This window comes from Dehalobacter sp. 12DCB1, from assembly GCF_004343605.1.
GTDB lineage: Bacteria > Bacillota > Desulfitobacteriia > Desulfitobacteriales > Syntrophobotulaceae > Dehalobacter.
Genome location: NZ_POSF01000002.1, coordinates 372,977 through 390,142, shown reverse-complemented (window position 1 = coordinate 390,142; position 17,166 = coordinate 372,977). Strand labels below are relative to the sequence as shown.

Sequence of the window (17,166 nt, the reverse complement as noted above, 5' to 3'; positions counted from 1 at the left end):
TGAACAGGACTTTCGAGTCTGATGGCGAAATAAAGAGATATCCAGTTTTTTGCCAGACAGAATATATGGAGGAGAATCTTTATGTTCAAGTTAAAAATGAATAGTCATCAAAAAAAGCAAGCGACAAGCCTGGTTAGAAAAGGAATAGCGACTCTGACCCTGGCTTCTTTCTTTACGTGCAGCCTGTTTATGGGAACGGAGGATGCCCTTGCGCCGGCCTATGCTGCAGACAGCAGTACCACTTCCTTTACCCGTTTTGCCGGAGAGACCAGATATGAGACCGCAGTCGAAATATCTTCAAATAACTGGACCAATGCCAGCAGCGTCGTCCTGACCCGCGGAGATGCCTTCCCGGATGCACTGGCCGGAGCCGTTCTTGCCAACAGTGCCGTAGTAGGCGGCGGACCGCTGCTGCTGACCGAATCCAACCGGCTGCGCCCGGAAGTCCTTCAGGAAATCCAACGGCTGAATGCTTCCTCGGTCTTTATCCTTGGCGGGACAGGAGCGATATCGTCGGGCGTAGAAAATGCACTGAAGGCTAACGGCTTGACGACCTATCGGATCCAAGGAAACGACCGCTATGAAACGGCAGCTAATATTTCAACGACATCCGTGGAAAACAGTACCCGGGCTTTTCTAGCTTCAGGCAAAGTCTTTGCCGATGCGCTGAGCATTTCTTCCTACGCAGCAGCCAATGGAATCCCGCTGCTGCTGACCGATACGCAGAAAGTCCCAACAGCCACCCTGAATGCGCTCCAGAAACTCGGCGTTACTGAAATTACCCTGATAGGCGGTGAGAGCGCCATTAGTGCTTCGGTGGCAGAACAGCTCCAGACAGCCGGGTATACGGTCAGCAGACTGAGTGACCAGGACCGCTACAAGACCAATGTAGCCATCTTGAAGAACCTTACGTTTAATATGGATAAGATGATCGTGGCGACAGGTGGTTCCTTCCCGGATGCACTGGCAGGCTCTGTACTTGCTGCCAGAAATAATAACCCGATCCTGCTGGTTCCAAAAGACGAAAATGCCTTGCAGAATACGCCGACGACGACCTACCTCGGGACAAACAGAGCCAGTGTGAATAATTTCTTTTTCTTGGGCGGTTTTGATGTGATCAGCATAGCAGTACAAAATATTGTCCGGATCGGCAGCACCAGTTCCAAAATATCGCTGCAGTTCTGGGATGGCTATGCCAATAAAACAACCTATGAAAACCAGCTGTCCTATGTTCCGGGTGATCTGGCGGACTATATCGATATTCTGGTTCCGAACCTTGCAGGAGCCGTTCAGGCTGACGGCAGCTTTGCCTATCGTTTCAGCAGCGCCGAAACCCCCAAATATCTGGTATCTTTGGGCCAGAGCAAAGGTGCCCAGGTCGTGCCAATGGTCATGAGCAGCGGCAGTACGGCTGATTCCGTGCTGCAGAACGCGACCAAACGCAGCACCTTTATCAACAGTGCTGTCAAACTTATCGCGGAGACCAATGCCGATGGCATTCTGGTCGACATGGAAGCACTCTCCGAAAGCTCTGAAGAAGGCCTGACTGCCCTGATGCAGGACCTTTATACGCGACTTCATCCGCAGGGAAAACTGGTCATGGTATCTGTGATGTCCAAAACCTCTGCAACCGCTCAACCCTGGTACGACGAGTACGATTACAGTGACCTTGCGCAGTATGTCGATTATGTCCAAATCATGTCCTATGACAAACATTATTCGACCTCTGCTCCCGGCCCGATCGCGCCACTGGATTGGGTCAGAGAGGTTATCGCTTATGCCGTGACTGAAATTCCTTCGGAGAAGATCCTGATGGGCGTTCCTTACTACGGAAGGGCCTGGAGAACGGAGGGAAGCGGCTGGGTGTCCAAGGTCTTTGGCTGGGCAGTCGCGACGCAGACCGCTGACCAGTTCTGTGCTACAATCACCCGAGAGACCACGTTGACAGACCCGATCGGCGTACCAACCTTTAAGTATGTCGATGAAAGCGGCTACAGCAGAACAGCCTATTTTGACGACAGGCTCAGCTGGGGAGAAAAATTGGATATCATGGACGAATACAATCTCGGGGGTGTCGGCGGCTGGTCCATGGGCTGGATCAACGAAGTCAGTACTCCGGAGCTGTACCCGCTGCTAAAAGAGCGGATCAATTAATTTTTAACAGACTCCATGACGTTGATCTTAATTATCTGGCATGCTGAATTTACTTAACCAACCTTTGATTCGTCTGCATGCCACAGTTCCAGCGTCAAGCGGAGCAAGGAAGCGAAGCGCGGCCTTTTGTGTCAAGGATGACACAACGGCCGAAAGCGGAATTGTGGCATGCAGACAGGCCCGATATACATAAGTCTGACTGTAATTTACCTATTTAGTACTAGAGGGTGTTCACGCACCCTCTTTTTTCTTACTGAATATTCATATCAGAAGATAAGAAACTAAGAAGTGGGGTTTCAAGATGACAACTAACCTTCAGTTCTGGGATGGATACGGCAGTAAGTCAGCTTACGAGAAACAATTGGCCTGCGTTTCCGGCAATCTTCTGAAATCAATTGATATCCTGGTCCCGAATTTTGCAGGGCCGCTGCAGGCGGATGGCAGCTTTGGCTATGTCTTCACCGATCCTGAAATACCGAAGTACCTGGTCGCTCTCGGCCAGCGCAGCGGTGCCAAAGTGGTTCCGATGGTGTTGGGCAGCGGCAAGACTGCCGGGGATATGCTGCGTGACCCGCTGAAACGCAGTATTTTCAAGGAAAGCTGCCTGAAGCTCATCCGGGATACCGGAGCGGACGGGATTCTGGTCGATCTTGAAGCGCTCTCGTCAGATACCGGACCGGGACTTACCGCTTTAATGAAAACCCTCTATGCGCAGTTATCCGCCGAAGGAAAGCTCACGCTCGTCTCTGTGATGTCCCGGACTTCCGAAATAGCAGAGCCCTGGTGCGTTCAGTATAACTACGCTGAGCTATCCGGATATGCCGACTACGTACAGATTATGTCCTATGACCTGCATTACGCCACTTCCGCACCGGGCCCGATCGCGCCGTCGGACTGGGTGCGCCGGGTCATGGCGTATGCCGTTACACGGATTCCTCCCTCGAAGGTGCTGATGGGCATACCGTTCTACGGCAGAGCCTGGCGGCAGGACGGGACACGCTGGGTATCCAAGGCGTTGGGCCTTACGGCAGCAACCCAGACTGCTGAAAGATACCGCGCAATAACGAATAGAGAGACCTCGCCCTCCAATCCGATTGGGACACCGACGTATTGCTATACGGATGAACACGGTCATCGCTGGACTGTGTACTACGATGACAGCCGGAGCTGGTCCGGCAAACTCAGCCTGCTAAACGAATTTAACCTCGGAGGGATAGGCTGCTGGTCCTTGGCCTGGCTCGACCAGGCGAGCGCCGGGCAATTTGCGGCACTACTGGAATAGGAAAGGAACGAAATCAGCAATACCCCCAAAAAAGAAGAGACACCTGAAGTGCCTCACAGGAAAAGTTTCTTTTATCATACATGAAGAGTACGTAAGTCATTATAGAAACGTACTGAACCATTCCAATATTAGTACGCGCCCTTGCCGTTTAAAACAATGAAAACCGTCTTCCAAAGTATCTTCAGATCAAGGCCGAAACGCCAGTTTTGGACGTATTCCACGTCATATTTCAGAGTTTCCGTGAGTGTCAGCTCACTGCGGCCATTGACCTGGGCTAGACCGGTCACTCCCGGCGGCATGTCCAGACGATGACGCTGTTCGTGCGTATACTGATCCACGATTTCCGGAACTTCCGGCCTCGGACCAACAATGCTCATCGTACCGTTGATAATATTCAAAAGCTGGGGCAGTTCATCTAGGCTGCTTTTCCTTAAGAATCTGCCGCTCTTCGTAATCCGCGGGTCATCCTTATCCTGAAAGATGAAATTGTCGGGATCAAACTTGCCTTCTTTTTTCAGCTGCTCAATTTTTTCTTTCATCACTGCATCTGCATTCGGAACCATGGTTCGGAATTTATAGATCGTGAAGAGCGCTCCATTCCGCCCCACTCTTTCCTGCCTGAAGACCGCGGGGCCTTTGGAATCGGCTTTGATCCAAAGGACAATCATCAGCCACAATGGGGATAACACAATGAGCAGCGGGATGGAAATCAACAGGTCTAAAACCCTTTTCGCAAACAAATTACCACTCCTTGGGATTTTACTGCTTCACCTCTTACAAATATTTTTACTATCTTTCGTAGGTGATTTCGAACAATTTCCTAAATTCTATAAGAAACGGAGGAGAAAGTCTGTTCTTCCTTCTTATAACCTGACCTTTTCGATAACACGCTGTACGGCTTCAATAACATCCTGAACATCGGCATCACTCATTCTGGGATAAAGCGGCAGGGAAATAATTCTCTCGTAGAGCGCTTCCGTCTTTGGAAAATCTCCGGGTTTGTAGCCAAAGGTATCCCGGTAATACGGGTGATACGGAAGCGGAATATAGTGAACGCTGGTGCCGATATTTTCTTCCTTGAGCAATTCAATAAATGCAGCCCGATCCACCGTAAGTTTATCGAGATTCAGCCTGATCATATACAAATGGCGGGCATGACGGGCATACGCAAAATCAATCGGAACTTCTATTTCGGGAAGCTTGCTGAAAGCAGCGTTATAACGCTGCCAGATGACTTCCCTTCTGGCCTGCATGGATTCCAGTTTGGCTAGCTGGGTCATCCCCATCGCAGCCTGAATATCCGTCATATTGTATTTATATCCCGGGTATTCAATCTCATAGTACCAGGAGCCTTTTTCAGAAAATCTGTTCCAGGCATTCCGGCTCATGCCGTGGAGGCTCAGGACTCTCATCTTGTTGGCAAGCTCATCATCGTTGGTCATCACCATGCCACCTTCACCAGTCGCCAGATTCTTCGTCGCATAGAATGAAAAGGCTGCCGCATCACCAATCGTGCCGACCATTCTGTCTTTATACTTCGTATACGTGCCATGGGCCGCATCTTCCAAAACAAATAGGCTGTATTTTTTCGCAATCACCATTATTTCATCCATCTCGCACGGCAGCCCGGCCAAATGAACCGGAATAATTGCCTTGGTCTTGGCAGTAATCTTCTCTTCGATCTTTGCCGGATCGATATTCATGGTTTTGGGATCAATATCTACCAGAACAGGAGTTGCCCCGCAGTGAATGATGACATTCGCTGAGGCTGCAAACGTCATGGCCGTGGTGATCACCTCATCGCCCGCTCCGACTCCGGCAGCCACCAGGGCGATGTGCAGGCCTGCGGTACAGGAATTCAGCGCAATGGCATGTTTGACACCGATATATTCGGCAAAACGCTTTTCAAATTCTCCGGTCTTTGGACCCTTGGAAATCCAATTCGATTTCAGGCTGTCGACAACAGCTTCAATATCATCATCTTCAATCAGCGGTAGCGCATAGGGAAGGAACTGTTCGCGTCGTGGACTCATAAACTTACGCCTCTTTCTTCGTTTCAGTGTCTGCTATCATGCTATTATGTTGTTCTATAGTTTTTATTTGATTTTTGTCTTTTTAATTTATCCATTAATTGTTTTTATACTTCGCTTATTCTTCAATATTTTTAATTCCTTGTTCATTGGCTAATTTTTTATTGACTACTTTATTTTACTACGCTTTGGCCAAAAGACAACTTTAGGCTTTCTTCAAATGAAGCTGCTCAAGCCAGTTTCTGACGATGCTGTCCCAGGAATAGTGCCTAATGACATATTCCCGGCCCTTTTCGGAGAGTACCCTGCAGGTTTCCGAATCTGCCTTTAGGCGCAAGACCGTCTCGGCAAGGATCTTGGGGTTCTCGGGTTCGAGCACCACTCCGCCGCCGCTCTCCTTGACAATCTCGGCGCCTTCACCCTCTCCGACATAGATCAGCGGCTGACCGCTGGCCATTGCCGGGAATACTTTGGAAGGCCTTACCCCTTCCGACAGCTTATAGCGTCTGAGGGTCGAAAGACTGATACTGCTTAACGAATAATAACGTGGAATCTCTTCGAGCGGCTGGAAATCGATGAAGCGGACATTGGGCAGATCCTTTTCCCGGGCAATCTGTTCGAGCCGGGGTCTTTCGGAACCGTCACCGACAAACAGAAAGAATATTTCCGGCTCGGCGCGCAGCAGATCGGCGGCCTCAAGCGCTGTCTCAATCCCATGGGCATACCCCATCGTCCCGGCATACAGGATCACGTATTTTCCCTGCAGACCAAGCTTCTTTTCCAGCACCGGGTCTTTGGGCCTTGGTTTAAAAAGTTCGGTATCCACTCCGTTAGGCAGGAATAAGATATCTTCAGCTTTGACCCCTTTCTTTTTCAACCCGTCCACAATGCCCTGGGTCTGGGCCGAAAGCTTAAATGCCTTGCGGTAAAAACAACGTTCCAGCCACTCGCACATGCCGATAAGCTGCTTATTCGTGACAAGCCCGAGCTGCACCGCGGATTCCGGCCACAGATCGGAGACATTGAAGATATAGGGTGCTCTTTTAAAGAAAGAAGTAATGACAGCTGTAAAACCGATAAAAAGCGGCGGAGATTCCACAACGATCAAGTCTTGGGGACCGCTGCGGCAGATTCCTAAAAAAGCAGAAAACACAAAAGAAAAATAATTCAGCAAACGCAGCCAGAATCTGCCCCGCTTCACCGGATAGATGCAGGTTCTCAGAACAACGATCCCTTCCATATCCTCACGCGCAAACACTTTCCCCCGGTATTCATCCGGGATGATCCCTGCGGGATGGTTCGGAAAGGCAGTTACGACCGTAATCATATTCCCCTGGTTCCGCAGACCTTTGGCCAGCTCCCAGAGCCTTACCTGAGCCGCCCCCTTCTCCGGCGGAAAATACTGCGTCAAAAGCAAAATACGCATATTTATCTTTACTCCTAGATTAAACTTACTTTACTAAACCTATTTTGGCTACTTCTTCTCGTACATTGATCTTTAAATAGTTTGAGAAATATGTTCATTTGGGTCTGGTCTGCGCGCCACATTCCGCTCTCGGCTGTTGCGCCATCCGTGGCTTGTCGCTCCTTGCCCTCCATAGCACCGCGACATTAGTCCATCCATGGACGTTAACAGCCGCGCTCCGCCTCCATGCTCCGCTTAACGCTGGAACTGTGGCACACAGACCTAATTTAGGGTAATCAAGCTTGTATGAATGATTCGAGCAGGGAATTTGAGAACGTTGTGTTAGTAATAAAAAGATGTACTAAGCGCGTCCAGCTAGACTGCTGATGCGGAACGCGGCGATGTCCATGGATAACTTAATGCCGTGATACCATGAACGCAAGCCATGGAAGGTCTAATACATGCAGACTTACATAAACGACCTTATAATCAGTCTGTGGGCCACAGAACAATGATAATGAACTTATGATCAGTCTGCGTGCCACGGTTCCGCGAAAAGCGGAGCAAGGAGTGCGGAGCGCGGCATTTGCGCCATGGATGGCGCAATTCGCCGAAAAGCGGAATTGTGGCACGCAGACAGGCCCTAAAAATGCAATCAATCTGTGGCCCACAGACAAGCCCAAAAAATTGGACTAATCTGAGCCAACGAACTAGCAACAAATTAGTCAAGCTCCAGCCGGTACTTCCGCGTAAGCTTCAACACCACCAGCATCGCGCAGCTGAGCCAGAATATCGGATCCTCGAAGAAGCGTCCCTCAGCTTGAGAGCTGATAAATACGGTTGCAGCCCACAACACATAGCCCGTGCCGGCAAAATATTGGTTTTGCTCCTGAAACATACCCAGGTAATCATGTCCGAGACTGAACAATTTGGCCAGCCTGTACAGGATCGCTGCCCAGATCGCCGTAAGTACGGCCAACCCCACGGCCCCCAGTTCCGAAGCGATCGTCAGAATGGTGGTGTGGGAGCGTGTCGCTCCGCCAGGGATATTCATCAAATCAAAATAACTCTGTTTAAACACTGTCTCGAAAGTGCCAAGGCCGGTGCCAATCAGCGGATGATCCTTGAATATTGCAATTGCGGCCTTCCAGAGGTATAAGCGCTGCTCGCTCGAGTATGCGAAACCCTTTGTTATCGTCAGCATCCTCTCCCAGATTTCCGGACGCAGGAAGATCACAATCGCCCCGCAAAGGGCACCTAAACCGAGAACCCAGAGAACAGCCTTTTTGTTCGGCAAAAAGATCAGCGTGGCAATCAGAATTGCCAGAAGCGTCAGGAATCCACCGCGGGAACCGGTCAGTACTAATTCTGCCAGCAGGACAGCCAGACACGCCATATAAATCATTTTATGGCTTCTTTCCCGGGTATAAATCTGCAGAACAAAATTCGACGCAACCCCCAGAATAATATAACGTGCAAAAATGTTGGGGTCGACAAAGGTAGCATTGACACGCAGCGTCTGCTCAACCAGCAATTTGTCTCCCTGCCAGATCAGGTTCCCCGTGATTCCTTCATAGAAACTGACCAGCGCAAGCAGGAGTGCCATGATATGTACGGCTTTGAAAGGCAGTAGGGCACGTTCTTTATCCATTAAAAGTGCGATGGAGATAAACACGGCAAATAAAATCAGCAGCCGGATGGTCTCAGTAACAGTGTTGCCAAAGTTGGCGGAGTATACAACACTTATCCCACCGAGAATGATAAAAGCCAATAAAACAAGCGTCAGTGGATCTTTTAGAACCACCCTAAGCTTTTTGCGCATCTCCTCCAAAAAAAACACGCGGGAAAATGCCGCCAGGATCAGAACGATACTGGTAAGCCTGGTCAGGGAGACCTCTCCCAAAATTTTTTCCAGAAAGCCAAGGTTCGGATACCAGTTAATCGATATTTCCAGCGCAACTGCCACTGCCAGAGACGGCACAAGCCATAGCGGCTTTTTGACAGCCAGGTAACCAAGAAGTATGATGGTCAACACGAATACCGGCCACTGAAGCATGTTCGATTCCTCCCAGTTCTTATTTTCGAAGACCCTTCTGAATAACAAATTCACCGATCTTCCGGAAATCCTTGTCCAATATCACGAGCGCCAGGCAATAAATGATTCCAGCCGTTACAGCAGATAGCAGCGGATGAAAGCTGTTTGTCAACCAGGCGGTCCCTGCCATCAGCAAGGAAGCAAATACGATTGACGGGAGCTGGCGCCAGATCCGAATCTTATAAACCCCTTTTCGGACCAACAGGTAGTATCCGCAAAAGATAAAGATCTCGACAATGATCAGCGCATACGCAGTACCGCTGATCCCGAACAGCGGATTCAAGACCATAATCAGAATAAACATCAGTACTAGCGCAGAACCCTGCACGATGGTTCTCTGCCACTGGTGGTTGGTGGTCGTCAGGACATCGCCGAGGGAAAAACTCATGCATTCCAGTGCAAAGAACCAGGATACAATCATCAGGATCGGAATCGATTCATCAAATTTTCCGGCATAGAGCCATGTTGTCAGCGGTCCTGCTAAAACAAAAATCAGGATGCTGCCTGGAATCCCAATCCCGGAAAGCAGCTTGAAGACCTTTTCAGTCGTATTCCGATGACCGTCCTTATCCGTTTCCCCGAGCTGATACAGCACAGGATAAAGTGCGCTGGTCATCAGGCTCGGCAGGAAAATCAGCATCAGGACAAGCTTGTACGCCGCAGAATAAATCCCTACCTCGACATTGCTGGCTGTCAGCGACAAAACCAGAATACTGAGCTGGAAAAAGACGTTATAAAATATCCGATGAATCCCAAACGGCAATCCGTTTCTGACCATCAGCATCAGGCTGCTCCGTTCAACACGCGGCCTGATTTCCCTTCTGAGGGCGAAAAACAGGAGCATACTAATCAGTATATACGTAAACAAATGGGTAAACGTAATTGCGACGACTCCCATCCCGGCGAAGATCACCGCAATGGTCAGTCCTCCGATCAGAAAGGTGGTCAAAAACTGAAACGCTGCAGCCAGGTAGAGTTTCTGAACGGCTTGATAATAGTTATAGACCGACTGGTTCAGCGCATTGAAAGATACAGCCACGCCCAAAACGACAACCATCTCTTTGGTCGACGTATTGTATCCGGCTGGGAACATAAAGATGACCATTAATAGAAAACACCCAATGGAGATTACGGACTTGACAAACAGCGTATTGCCGAAATACCGCGGCAATTCGGCCAGGTTCCTCGAACAATCCTGCACCATGAGCTGGCTGATTCCAAGCTCCGCAAACAGAATAAACGTTCCGACGAATGCGTACGCTGTGGAGTAATCTCCAAATGGTCCCGGGCCAAGGTAGCGGGTAACAAATATACCCACCACGGCGGCAATGGCCTTGGCAAGTACTCCTGATATTCCCAGGGCCGCAGCATTTTTAGCGATCAGGCGGGTATCCAAACTCTATCACTTCTTCTTTAGCTTTTCTTTATTAGACTTTACGGTTTCTCTTGGATGCTTCGATCTATTTCCATCTTTTCAGTCATGTTTTTAAGCCTTAATTCTCAAATCTGCTGTAAATCTTCAGCAGCTTTTCCTCCATTTTGCCCCAGTTGTACTCTTCTCTGACAGCCTTGATGCCGTTATCACCCATCTCTTTGCAGAGTCGGGGATCGGCCAGCAGGATGCCCAGACCTTTGGCAATATCCTCAGGCTTGGTCGGATCAACAATGATCCCACTGTTGTAGCTGGTCAGAAAACGCTGGATCGGAGGAAGATTGCTGCCGACAATAGGGATGCCGCAGCTCATGTATTCAAACTGTTTAATCGGTATGTTCTTAAAATATTTGGGCAGCGGCAGCAGCGTAACAACGCCAACCCTAGCCTTTCGGATATACTCCTGGACCTCGACATGGGGTACCCGTCCTGTAAAAAGGATATTTTTGCTCAGATCATTTTCTTCAATGTATTGGGTGACGATTTCTTTGCCTTCAGCGTCGTTAAAAGGACCGACAAAAATCATCCGGATGTCCGGATACTTCTCCTTCAGCAGCTTGATAGCCTGGACAGTCATATATACGCCGCGCTCCAGGGTAATATCCCCCTGGTAAATGGCATCGTATTCCTTTTTCGAGAGTTCCGTTTCTTTTGGCGAAGCGTCAGCTTCCGGCGGTATAAATTCCGTAAAATTATAGATCACATCAACTCTTGGATTTTTATCGGCAAACCGGTCTTTGACCGCATCATCTGCCGTGATGATCTGGTCAAATTTTTCAGCATAATACCGTTCACTTTTATCGACCAAAAAAGTAGCCAAGGGTCTCAAGATCCGCGGGATCTTCCTGGACATGCGCATCATATCCGGGTAATGCTCGTGGACATCGTAAATCAACTTGCATGCAGGCAGCGCTTTTTTAATCTTTAACACTTTGTAGATCAGTTCAAAGTCGTGGAAATGGCAGATATCCGGTTGAAGCTCGATCGCTTTGGCAACGACGGTATCCCCGAGCTTAAAACGGCCGTAAAGAGATCCCGCTTTTGGCACGCCAATGATCCGGATCCCCTGTTCCATATATTCAGTCCTCTCATCAGGAACAATCAGGGTAATGTCGTCATATTTTTTCTTAAGAGACAAAGCCTGCTTGTAAAATATTCGGTTATCGAGGGCCGGATGACCCGTTGTGAGAATGCATATTTTCAAACTGTCCTGCCTCCTGTTAAAGTTTGATAGACGCGGGCCGTTTGGGCCGCATTACTTGACCAGGTAAACTGATCTAGCACCGTTTGCCTGCCTGCCTCACCGAGCCTCCGGCAGTAAACAGGGTCTCTGAGCAGCGCATCGAGGGCCCCTGTAAGATCTTCGACATTCCGAGGAGCGACAAGCAGACCGTTTTGGCCATGGATCAGTGCATCTTCGATTCCTTCGCCGCGGACACCGATAGCTGGCAACCCCTGGGCCATCGCTTCAATATAGACGACGCCGAAGCCTTCCTGCCAGCTTGGCAGACAGAAAATATCGGCCTCTGCCATCTCTTTCATCACTTCAGGATGGGTAAGCTTTCCGAGAAAAATAACCTTATCTTTAAGGTTCAGACTTTCCGTCAAATCCTCCAGGGCTTTTCTCTCTTCCCCGTCACCTGCAATAAAATATTTGAGTGAAGGATATTTTTCGGTCAGAGATGAAACCGCCCGGAGATTCAGATCGATGCCCTTGGTCTTCTTAAGATTCGAAACACTCAGGATCCTGATTTCTTTTCGGGTATTACCGGAAATGCCGCTGCTATCAGTACTTAAAATACTTTCGTTATGATCTGTACTGCCAATATCAGCGGAAATACCGTGCCTATTTGAATGATGGCCGGGAGAAATATCCGGCGGCGGTACACAGTCATTCAAGTTGATGCCGTTGTTGATAACCTCTGTCTTCGAGAAAAAAGCCTGGTCCCTAATGATGTTCTTCAGTTTGGAGCTAACTGTAATGATCCTATCTGTACCCTCCAGCACCTCAAACAGTCTCCGACGGCATTTTTCATTTTTCGACATTGTCGACTGGAAATCCTGCCCGTGGATGGTAACCACAAGCGGCACATCATCGTCTTTCTTTAATAAGAATGCCGCATGGCCGTCGGGAAGGGCCACATGGGCATGAATCAGCTCAAATGGAAAGTCCCGGCGGATCTGGGCGATCTGCCTGCGGATTCCCCGGTACATGAAATAGCCCGACTGCTCCAGGAAATAGGAGCGCGGAAACTCGAGATAACGCGGATAGTATACTTCAACTCCGTCCACCACATCGTGATCGGGTATGGACGCATAGGCCCGCCACTTCGGCTGGAGTGCCGGCAGGGGCCAGGGCGCATACGGCACAGGTGATACGACTTTGATCTCGCAGCCTTGATCCTGCAGCGCTTTAACCTGCTTATGAATGAAAATGCCGTAAGCCGGATTCTGAGATGAAGGATACATATGAGAGATCACTAATATCTTCACCGTTAAACCACCTTACTCAGAACTAAGGGGTCTTAGGGACACATCGTTTATCCCCCTTTGCTCCGCAAACGAATTATAAGCCAGACCCATACAAATTGCAAAAAAAGTCATCAGCTGCAGATTGTAAAATATCCCCGCCATGATGTTAAACACAAAGATGGACGGCAGTACTGCGGCATACGCTGCCATAAACTGCATTGGCTGGCTGAATACGATCCCCCGTCCAGAGGCAGCAATCTTAGCGCGAAGGTTTCTGATTCCAAGAATAAACGGGAGCAAAAAGAAGCTCAGATAGAGCGCCAGTCCGAGAAAACCGTACCTTCTGGCATACAGCGCATACTCATTATCTACAAGTGTTGTCATTACGTATTTCTGCGTACCCCAGCCAAAGACCGGAGAATCCCAAATGCTGCCGATTGCCTTTCCCCAGCGGTCCAGGTGCCCCTGGAAAGAAGTGCTGTTGGAAAAATCCAACCCTTCCTGCAGCCTGTAGAAGAAATCACCTGAAGCCGTCAGGAAAAGAACTGCTGTCAGCACAAACAGCGCCGCTATTTTAATCAGGACCTTTTTATTATGCCGGTGATAGACAAAAGCCCAAATGCTTAAAATCAGGAAAAGCAGCCCAATACCGGCCAGAGCCGTCCGCGATATCGTCAGGAATTCCAGTTTGATCACAAAGCCGATTAAAATAAACAGCAGGACCGGAAATTTTTCGTGATCTTCACCGAAATAATAGCGAACGGTCAGAAAGGAAAGCGTCATCACAGTAAATATACCAAAGAAATTCGGGTTGTCAAAGGTACCCTGCACCCTGGCCGGATTCCCGACCAAAAGCAGCTGCCAGTGCTGCTGGTCAAAATAGGGCGACAGCCAGGTATTCATATTCAGGACGTTGAAATGCTGCCCCCAGCCGAAGATGATCAGAAAAGCCAGGCCTCCGAGGAAAGCCTTGCCCAGGAAGTCAAATTCCTCTGTACGCAGATCGATGGATAAGGCCAGCGTTACGGCCAGATAATATTTGGCGAATGTGACCAGTTCCATGACATCCCGGAGACCATAATAACCTGCTCCTTTGATGATTACACCGTAGATGTTGGAAATGGCGTAAGAGAATACGAGCAAGATAAAGATCAGCAGAATCCACTTATGTTCTTGTTTGCGTTTTAACAACTGCTGTTTTTCTTCGGGGCTGAAGCGGAATCCTTTCGCTGCAAACAGCAGGATGTTCAGGCCAAAGACACCGAAGAGCAGCAGCTCGTCCAATCGAATATTAGGAAGAGAAGGATGAATAGGAAATGAAGGCAGGATCATTGCTGAGAGCATGGCCATTGCTAAAATAAAAAGCCTGGTATCATTCCTTCTCGTAATGCCGTTATTCCAAAACATTGTGCCTCCTGTTTTACATACGGAAATTAGTAATGAATGTTAAATTATTTCCTAGGGCTAGTCTGTGAGCCACAATAACGCTTTTCGGCTGTTGTGCCATCCATGGCACAAAAAGCCGCGCTACGCACTCCATGCTTCGCTTACAGCGGAACTGTGGCTTACAGACTGATTATAAGTTTATTACGCTAAGTCTGCATGCCAATTTTAGCTAGGTATTAAACAATCGTTAATCACATGTACGATTTTTTCCTGCTGCTGCAGGGTCAGTTCGGGATAGCACGGGATCGCCAGTGCATGTTCGCTGGCTTTTTCAGCCTCAGGGAAGTCGCCGATCTTATAGCCCAAATACGCAAAAGCTTTCTGCTGATGGAGCGGAAGCGGATAATAGACCGCTGAAGCAATGCCTGCTTCCTTCAATTTCTCCATGACTTTTTCTCTCTGCTGGACTCGCATGACATACAGATGGAACACCTGATAGGCTTCCGGGTCTCTGCCGGGAAGGATCGCTTTCCCCTGATCTGCCAGCGGTTTAAGCAGACTGTCGTACAGTTCGGCTTTTTGCCTGCGGGCTTTGTTCCATTCATCCAGATACTGAAACTTGACGCGGAGAATAGCAGCCTGGATCTCGTCCAGTCTACTATTATAGCCAATCTCTTCATGAAAATATTTTGTCTTGGAGCCATGGAAACGGAACAGTCTGACCTTTTCCGCAATTTCATCACAGTTCGTCACCACCATGCCGCCATCGCCATAGCCGCCGAGATTCTTGGTTGGAAAAAAGCTGAATGTTCCGGCCGTTCCGTAGGCTCCGGCTCTTTTGCCCTTGTATTCGGCCCCGATCGCCTGGGCGGCATCCTCTATAATCTTAAGCTCATATTTTTGGGCCAGGTCCATGACCTTATCCATATTGACCATCTGGCCAAAAATATGAACAGGAATAATCGCCTTTGTCCGGGAAGTAATCTTGCTTTCCAATTGGTCAATATCCATATTCAGCGTGACCGGATCAATATCTACGAATACAGGTGTTGCCCCGAGACTCGCAACTGCCTCTGCCGAAGCAAAAAAGGTAAACGGCGTCGTGATGACTTCATCCCCCTGCGCAATGCCGCAGGCTTTGAGAGCCAGTACGAGCGCATCCGTGCCATTGGCAACAGCAACAGCGTGCTTTGTCCCGCAGTACGCTGCTGTTTTTTCCTCCATTGCTTTCACATTCGGTCCGAGAATGAAATGACAGGAGTCCAGAACCCCGAGCACCGCCTGATCAATCTCTTCTTTTATCGATAAGTACTGCGCCTTTAAATCCAAAAGTGGAATTGACACATGCATCCTCCCTTTCTGACGACCACGGATGGCCTAATGTCGAACAAAAATCCTATGAATACAAATTGTCTTGTTTAGAATTCATCATACCGTGTAAGCGTTGGATAGAGTTGGCGCTTCGCTTATTCCATGGATGGCATGGAGCAACTGCAGACAATAATATATTTAGGGTACACCCTGCACGAGTTAATTTCAAGAATTAATATATTGTTTATCCTGATAGGTCTCGGTAATACATTAGCTAGATCAGCTCATCTTCCGGGACATCCCGGACGGCTTTGGCGGGAAATCCTTTGTAGACCTTCCCGGCTACTGTATCTTTTGTAATGAGCGAACCTGCCGCGACAAATGTCTCTTCCGCGACTTCAACGCCCGGAAGCAGGATCGCTCCTCCTCCGATCCGCGCTGCCCTGCGGATTACGGCTCCCTTGATATGTTTAAAACGTTTTTCGGTCCGCCCCATATAATTGTCATTCGTCGTTGTCACCATCGGCGCAATGAAGACATTCTCTTCAATCTCCATATATGCGGTAATGTAGGAGCCGGTCTGAATCTTCGTAAAAGATCCGATCCTGGTATTATTCTCGACAGCACTGCCGCTGCCGACAACGACTTTCTCACCAAGCGTGCAACGCTCCCGGACCAAGGCCCTGTCTCCGATAAAGACCCCGTCGCCGAGCTCCGTACCGGAATAAATCACTGAGGAGCAGCCAATGGTACACTTCTTACCAACTGTAAGCGGCGGCAGATCTTCCGTGTTTTTGACCGTACTGGTTGCCGCTGCGCGCGGCGGGCGTCCTATTGATGAATTGCTGCCGACAAATGTACCTTCGCCAATGACTGTCCCCGGATACACCGCTGTATGATCCCCTGCGGTAACCCCGGCTTCCAAAACTGCCTGATTTCCCAAGGTGACATGGCATCCAAGTTTGACATCTTTACCAACCTTCACTCCATCCGCCAGTACACACCCCGGCTCCAGTATTGCCCCGTCTTCAATCACGACATTCTCCCCTATTACGCAAAAAGGAGCGATACTTACCTGTTTCCCAATCATAGTGCTAGCCGCGATAACCGCTCCGGAATCAATTTCAGCTGCCAAATCAAACCCTTCTTTCTATACAATTTAATTATTTATCAATATTCTAAGAACAAGCTGTCACTAAGAATACTTAGCTTGCGCCAAGCCTTAATTTTCTTTAGATGTATTAGAAAGTGCTTATACTTTGTGAAACAAATAAACGAGGATGCTTTGCTATAAACATCCTCACATGTAGTGACTTTCACCTTGATAAATAACATTTACATAGGGAAAGTTTCATTCCGTTCCCAGGATTCTACGATCCGGACTGCCTGATAATAGTCAAAGCCTTTGCCTAACAGGTAAGCAATAAGGGCTGTTTCCATAACACCATGTCTAACATTCACAGTCCCCGCTTCTCTCATTCCATGCCTGACGGCAAGCTCAACCTGCATCATTGTCTGGTGATAATCCGGCATCATCGAATATGTTCCCGGTCCCGGTCCATCATAAGGAGGTCTCATTTTTCTGTCTCCTTTCCGGCT

At 48.8% G+C, this 17,166-nt stretch carries 13 protein-coding genes; 2 read left to right on the top strand and 11 right to left on the bottom strand.

The genetic code is table 11. The features are described from left to right. Positions 1–81 precede the first annotated feature (81 nt). Both C1I38_RS02405 and C1I38_RS02400 read left to right on the top strand, forming a co-directional pair. Entirely contained in the window at positions 82–2,154 is a 2,073-nt protein-coding gene (locus tag C1I38_RS02405) for a cell wall-binding repeat-containing protein (protein WP_132102034.1), read from the top strand. Positions 2,155–2,455: 301 nt separating this feature from the next. Beyond that, positions 2,456–3,436 carry a glycosyl hydrolase family 18 protein gene (locus tag C1I38_RS02400; RefSeq protein WP_132102032.1) on the top strand — a complete coding sequence of 327 codons (981 nt, stop codon included), beginning with the start codon at positions 2,456–2,458 and terminating at the stop codon, positions 3,434–3,436. 128 nt (positions 3,437–3,564) lie between these two features. Here the strand turns inward: C1I38_RS02400 and C1I38_RS02395 are convergent, their stop codons facing one another. The 11 genes from C1I38_RS02395 to C1I38_RS02345 all read right to left on the bottom strand — a co-directional run bounded on the left by C1I38_RS02395 (position 3,565) and on the right by C1I38_RS02345 (position 17,145). After that, positions 3,565–4,176 (bottom strand): sugar transferase, encoded by a 612-nt coding sequence (locus C1I38_RS02395; protein ID WP_132102029.1) that lies wholly within the window; start codon positions 4,174–4,176, stop codon positions 3,565–3,567. 123 nt (positions 4,177–4,299) lie between these two features. Next, the gene (locus C1I38_RS02390) at positions 4,300–5,469 is read right to left on the bottom strand and encodes a DegT/DnrJ/EryC1/StrS family aminotransferase (RefSeq protein WP_132102027.1); all 1,170 of its coding nucleotides are present in this window, start codon (positions 5,467–5,469) and stop codon (positions 4,300–4,302) included. Positions 5,470–5,671: 202 nt separating this feature from the next. Beyond that, positions 5,672–6,892, bottom strand: coding sequence for a glycosyltransferase family 4 protein (locus C1I38_RS02385; RefSeq protein ID WP_132102024.1), 1,221 nt, complete (start codon positions 6,890–6,892; stop codon positions 5,672–5,674). A gap of 700 nt (positions 6,893–7,592) precedes the next feature. Continuing rightward, entirely contained in the window at positions 7,593–8,927 is a 1,335-nt protein-coding gene (locus C1I38_RS02380; protein ID WP_132102021.1) for an O-antigen ligase family protein, read from the bottom strand. Positions 8,928–8,946: 19 nt separating this feature from the next. After that, entirely contained in the window at positions 8,947–10,362 is a 1,416-nt protein-coding gene (locus C1I38_RS02375) for a flippase (RefSeq protein ID WP_132102019.1), read from the bottom strand. 97 nt (positions 10,363–10,459) lie between these two features. Next, positions 10,460–11,602 (bottom strand): glycosyltransferase family 4 protein, encoded by a 1,143-nt coding sequence (locus C1I38_RS02370; protein WP_132102017.1) that lies wholly within the window; start codon positions 11,600–11,602, stop codon positions 10,460–10,462. Next, positions 11,599–12,891: a glycosyltransferase family 4 protein gene (locus tag C1I38_RS02365; protein ID WP_132102015.1), complete on the bottom strand. Its 1,293-nt coding sequence runs from the start codon at positions 12,889–12,891 to the stop codon at positions 11,599–11,601. Before C1I38_RS02365 ends, C1I38_RS02370 begins: the two co-directional genes overlap by 4 nt. A gap of 12 nt (positions 12,892–12,903) precedes the next feature. Continuing rightward, on the bottom strand, positions 12,904–14,277 hold the full coding sequence (locus C1I38_RS02360; protein WP_132102013.1) for an O-antigen ligase family protein: 1,374 nt from the start codon (positions 14,275–14,277) through the stop codon (positions 12,904–12,906). Positions 14,278–14,481: 204 nt separating this feature from the next. Then, positions 14,482–15,600, bottom strand: coding sequence for a DegT/DnrJ/EryC1/StrS family aminotransferase (locus tag C1I38_RS02355; protein ID WP_132102011.1), 1,119 nt, complete (start codon positions 15,598–15,600; stop codon positions 14,482–14,484). 241 nt (positions 15,601–15,841) lie between these two features. Further along, a complete protein-coding gene (locus C1I38_RS02350) occupies positions 15,842–16,702 on the bottom strand; it encodes an acyltransferase (RefSeq protein WP_132102009.1) in 861 nt (286 codons plus the stop codon). 200 nt (positions 16,703–16,902) lie between these two features. Next, on the bottom strand, positions 16,903–17,145 hold the full coding sequence (locus tag C1I38_RS02345) for a hypothetical protein (RefSeq protein WP_015044725.1): 243 nt from the start codon (positions 17,143–17,145) through the stop codon (positions 16,903–16,905). Between the last annotated feature and the right edge of the window lie 21 nt (positions 17,146–17,166).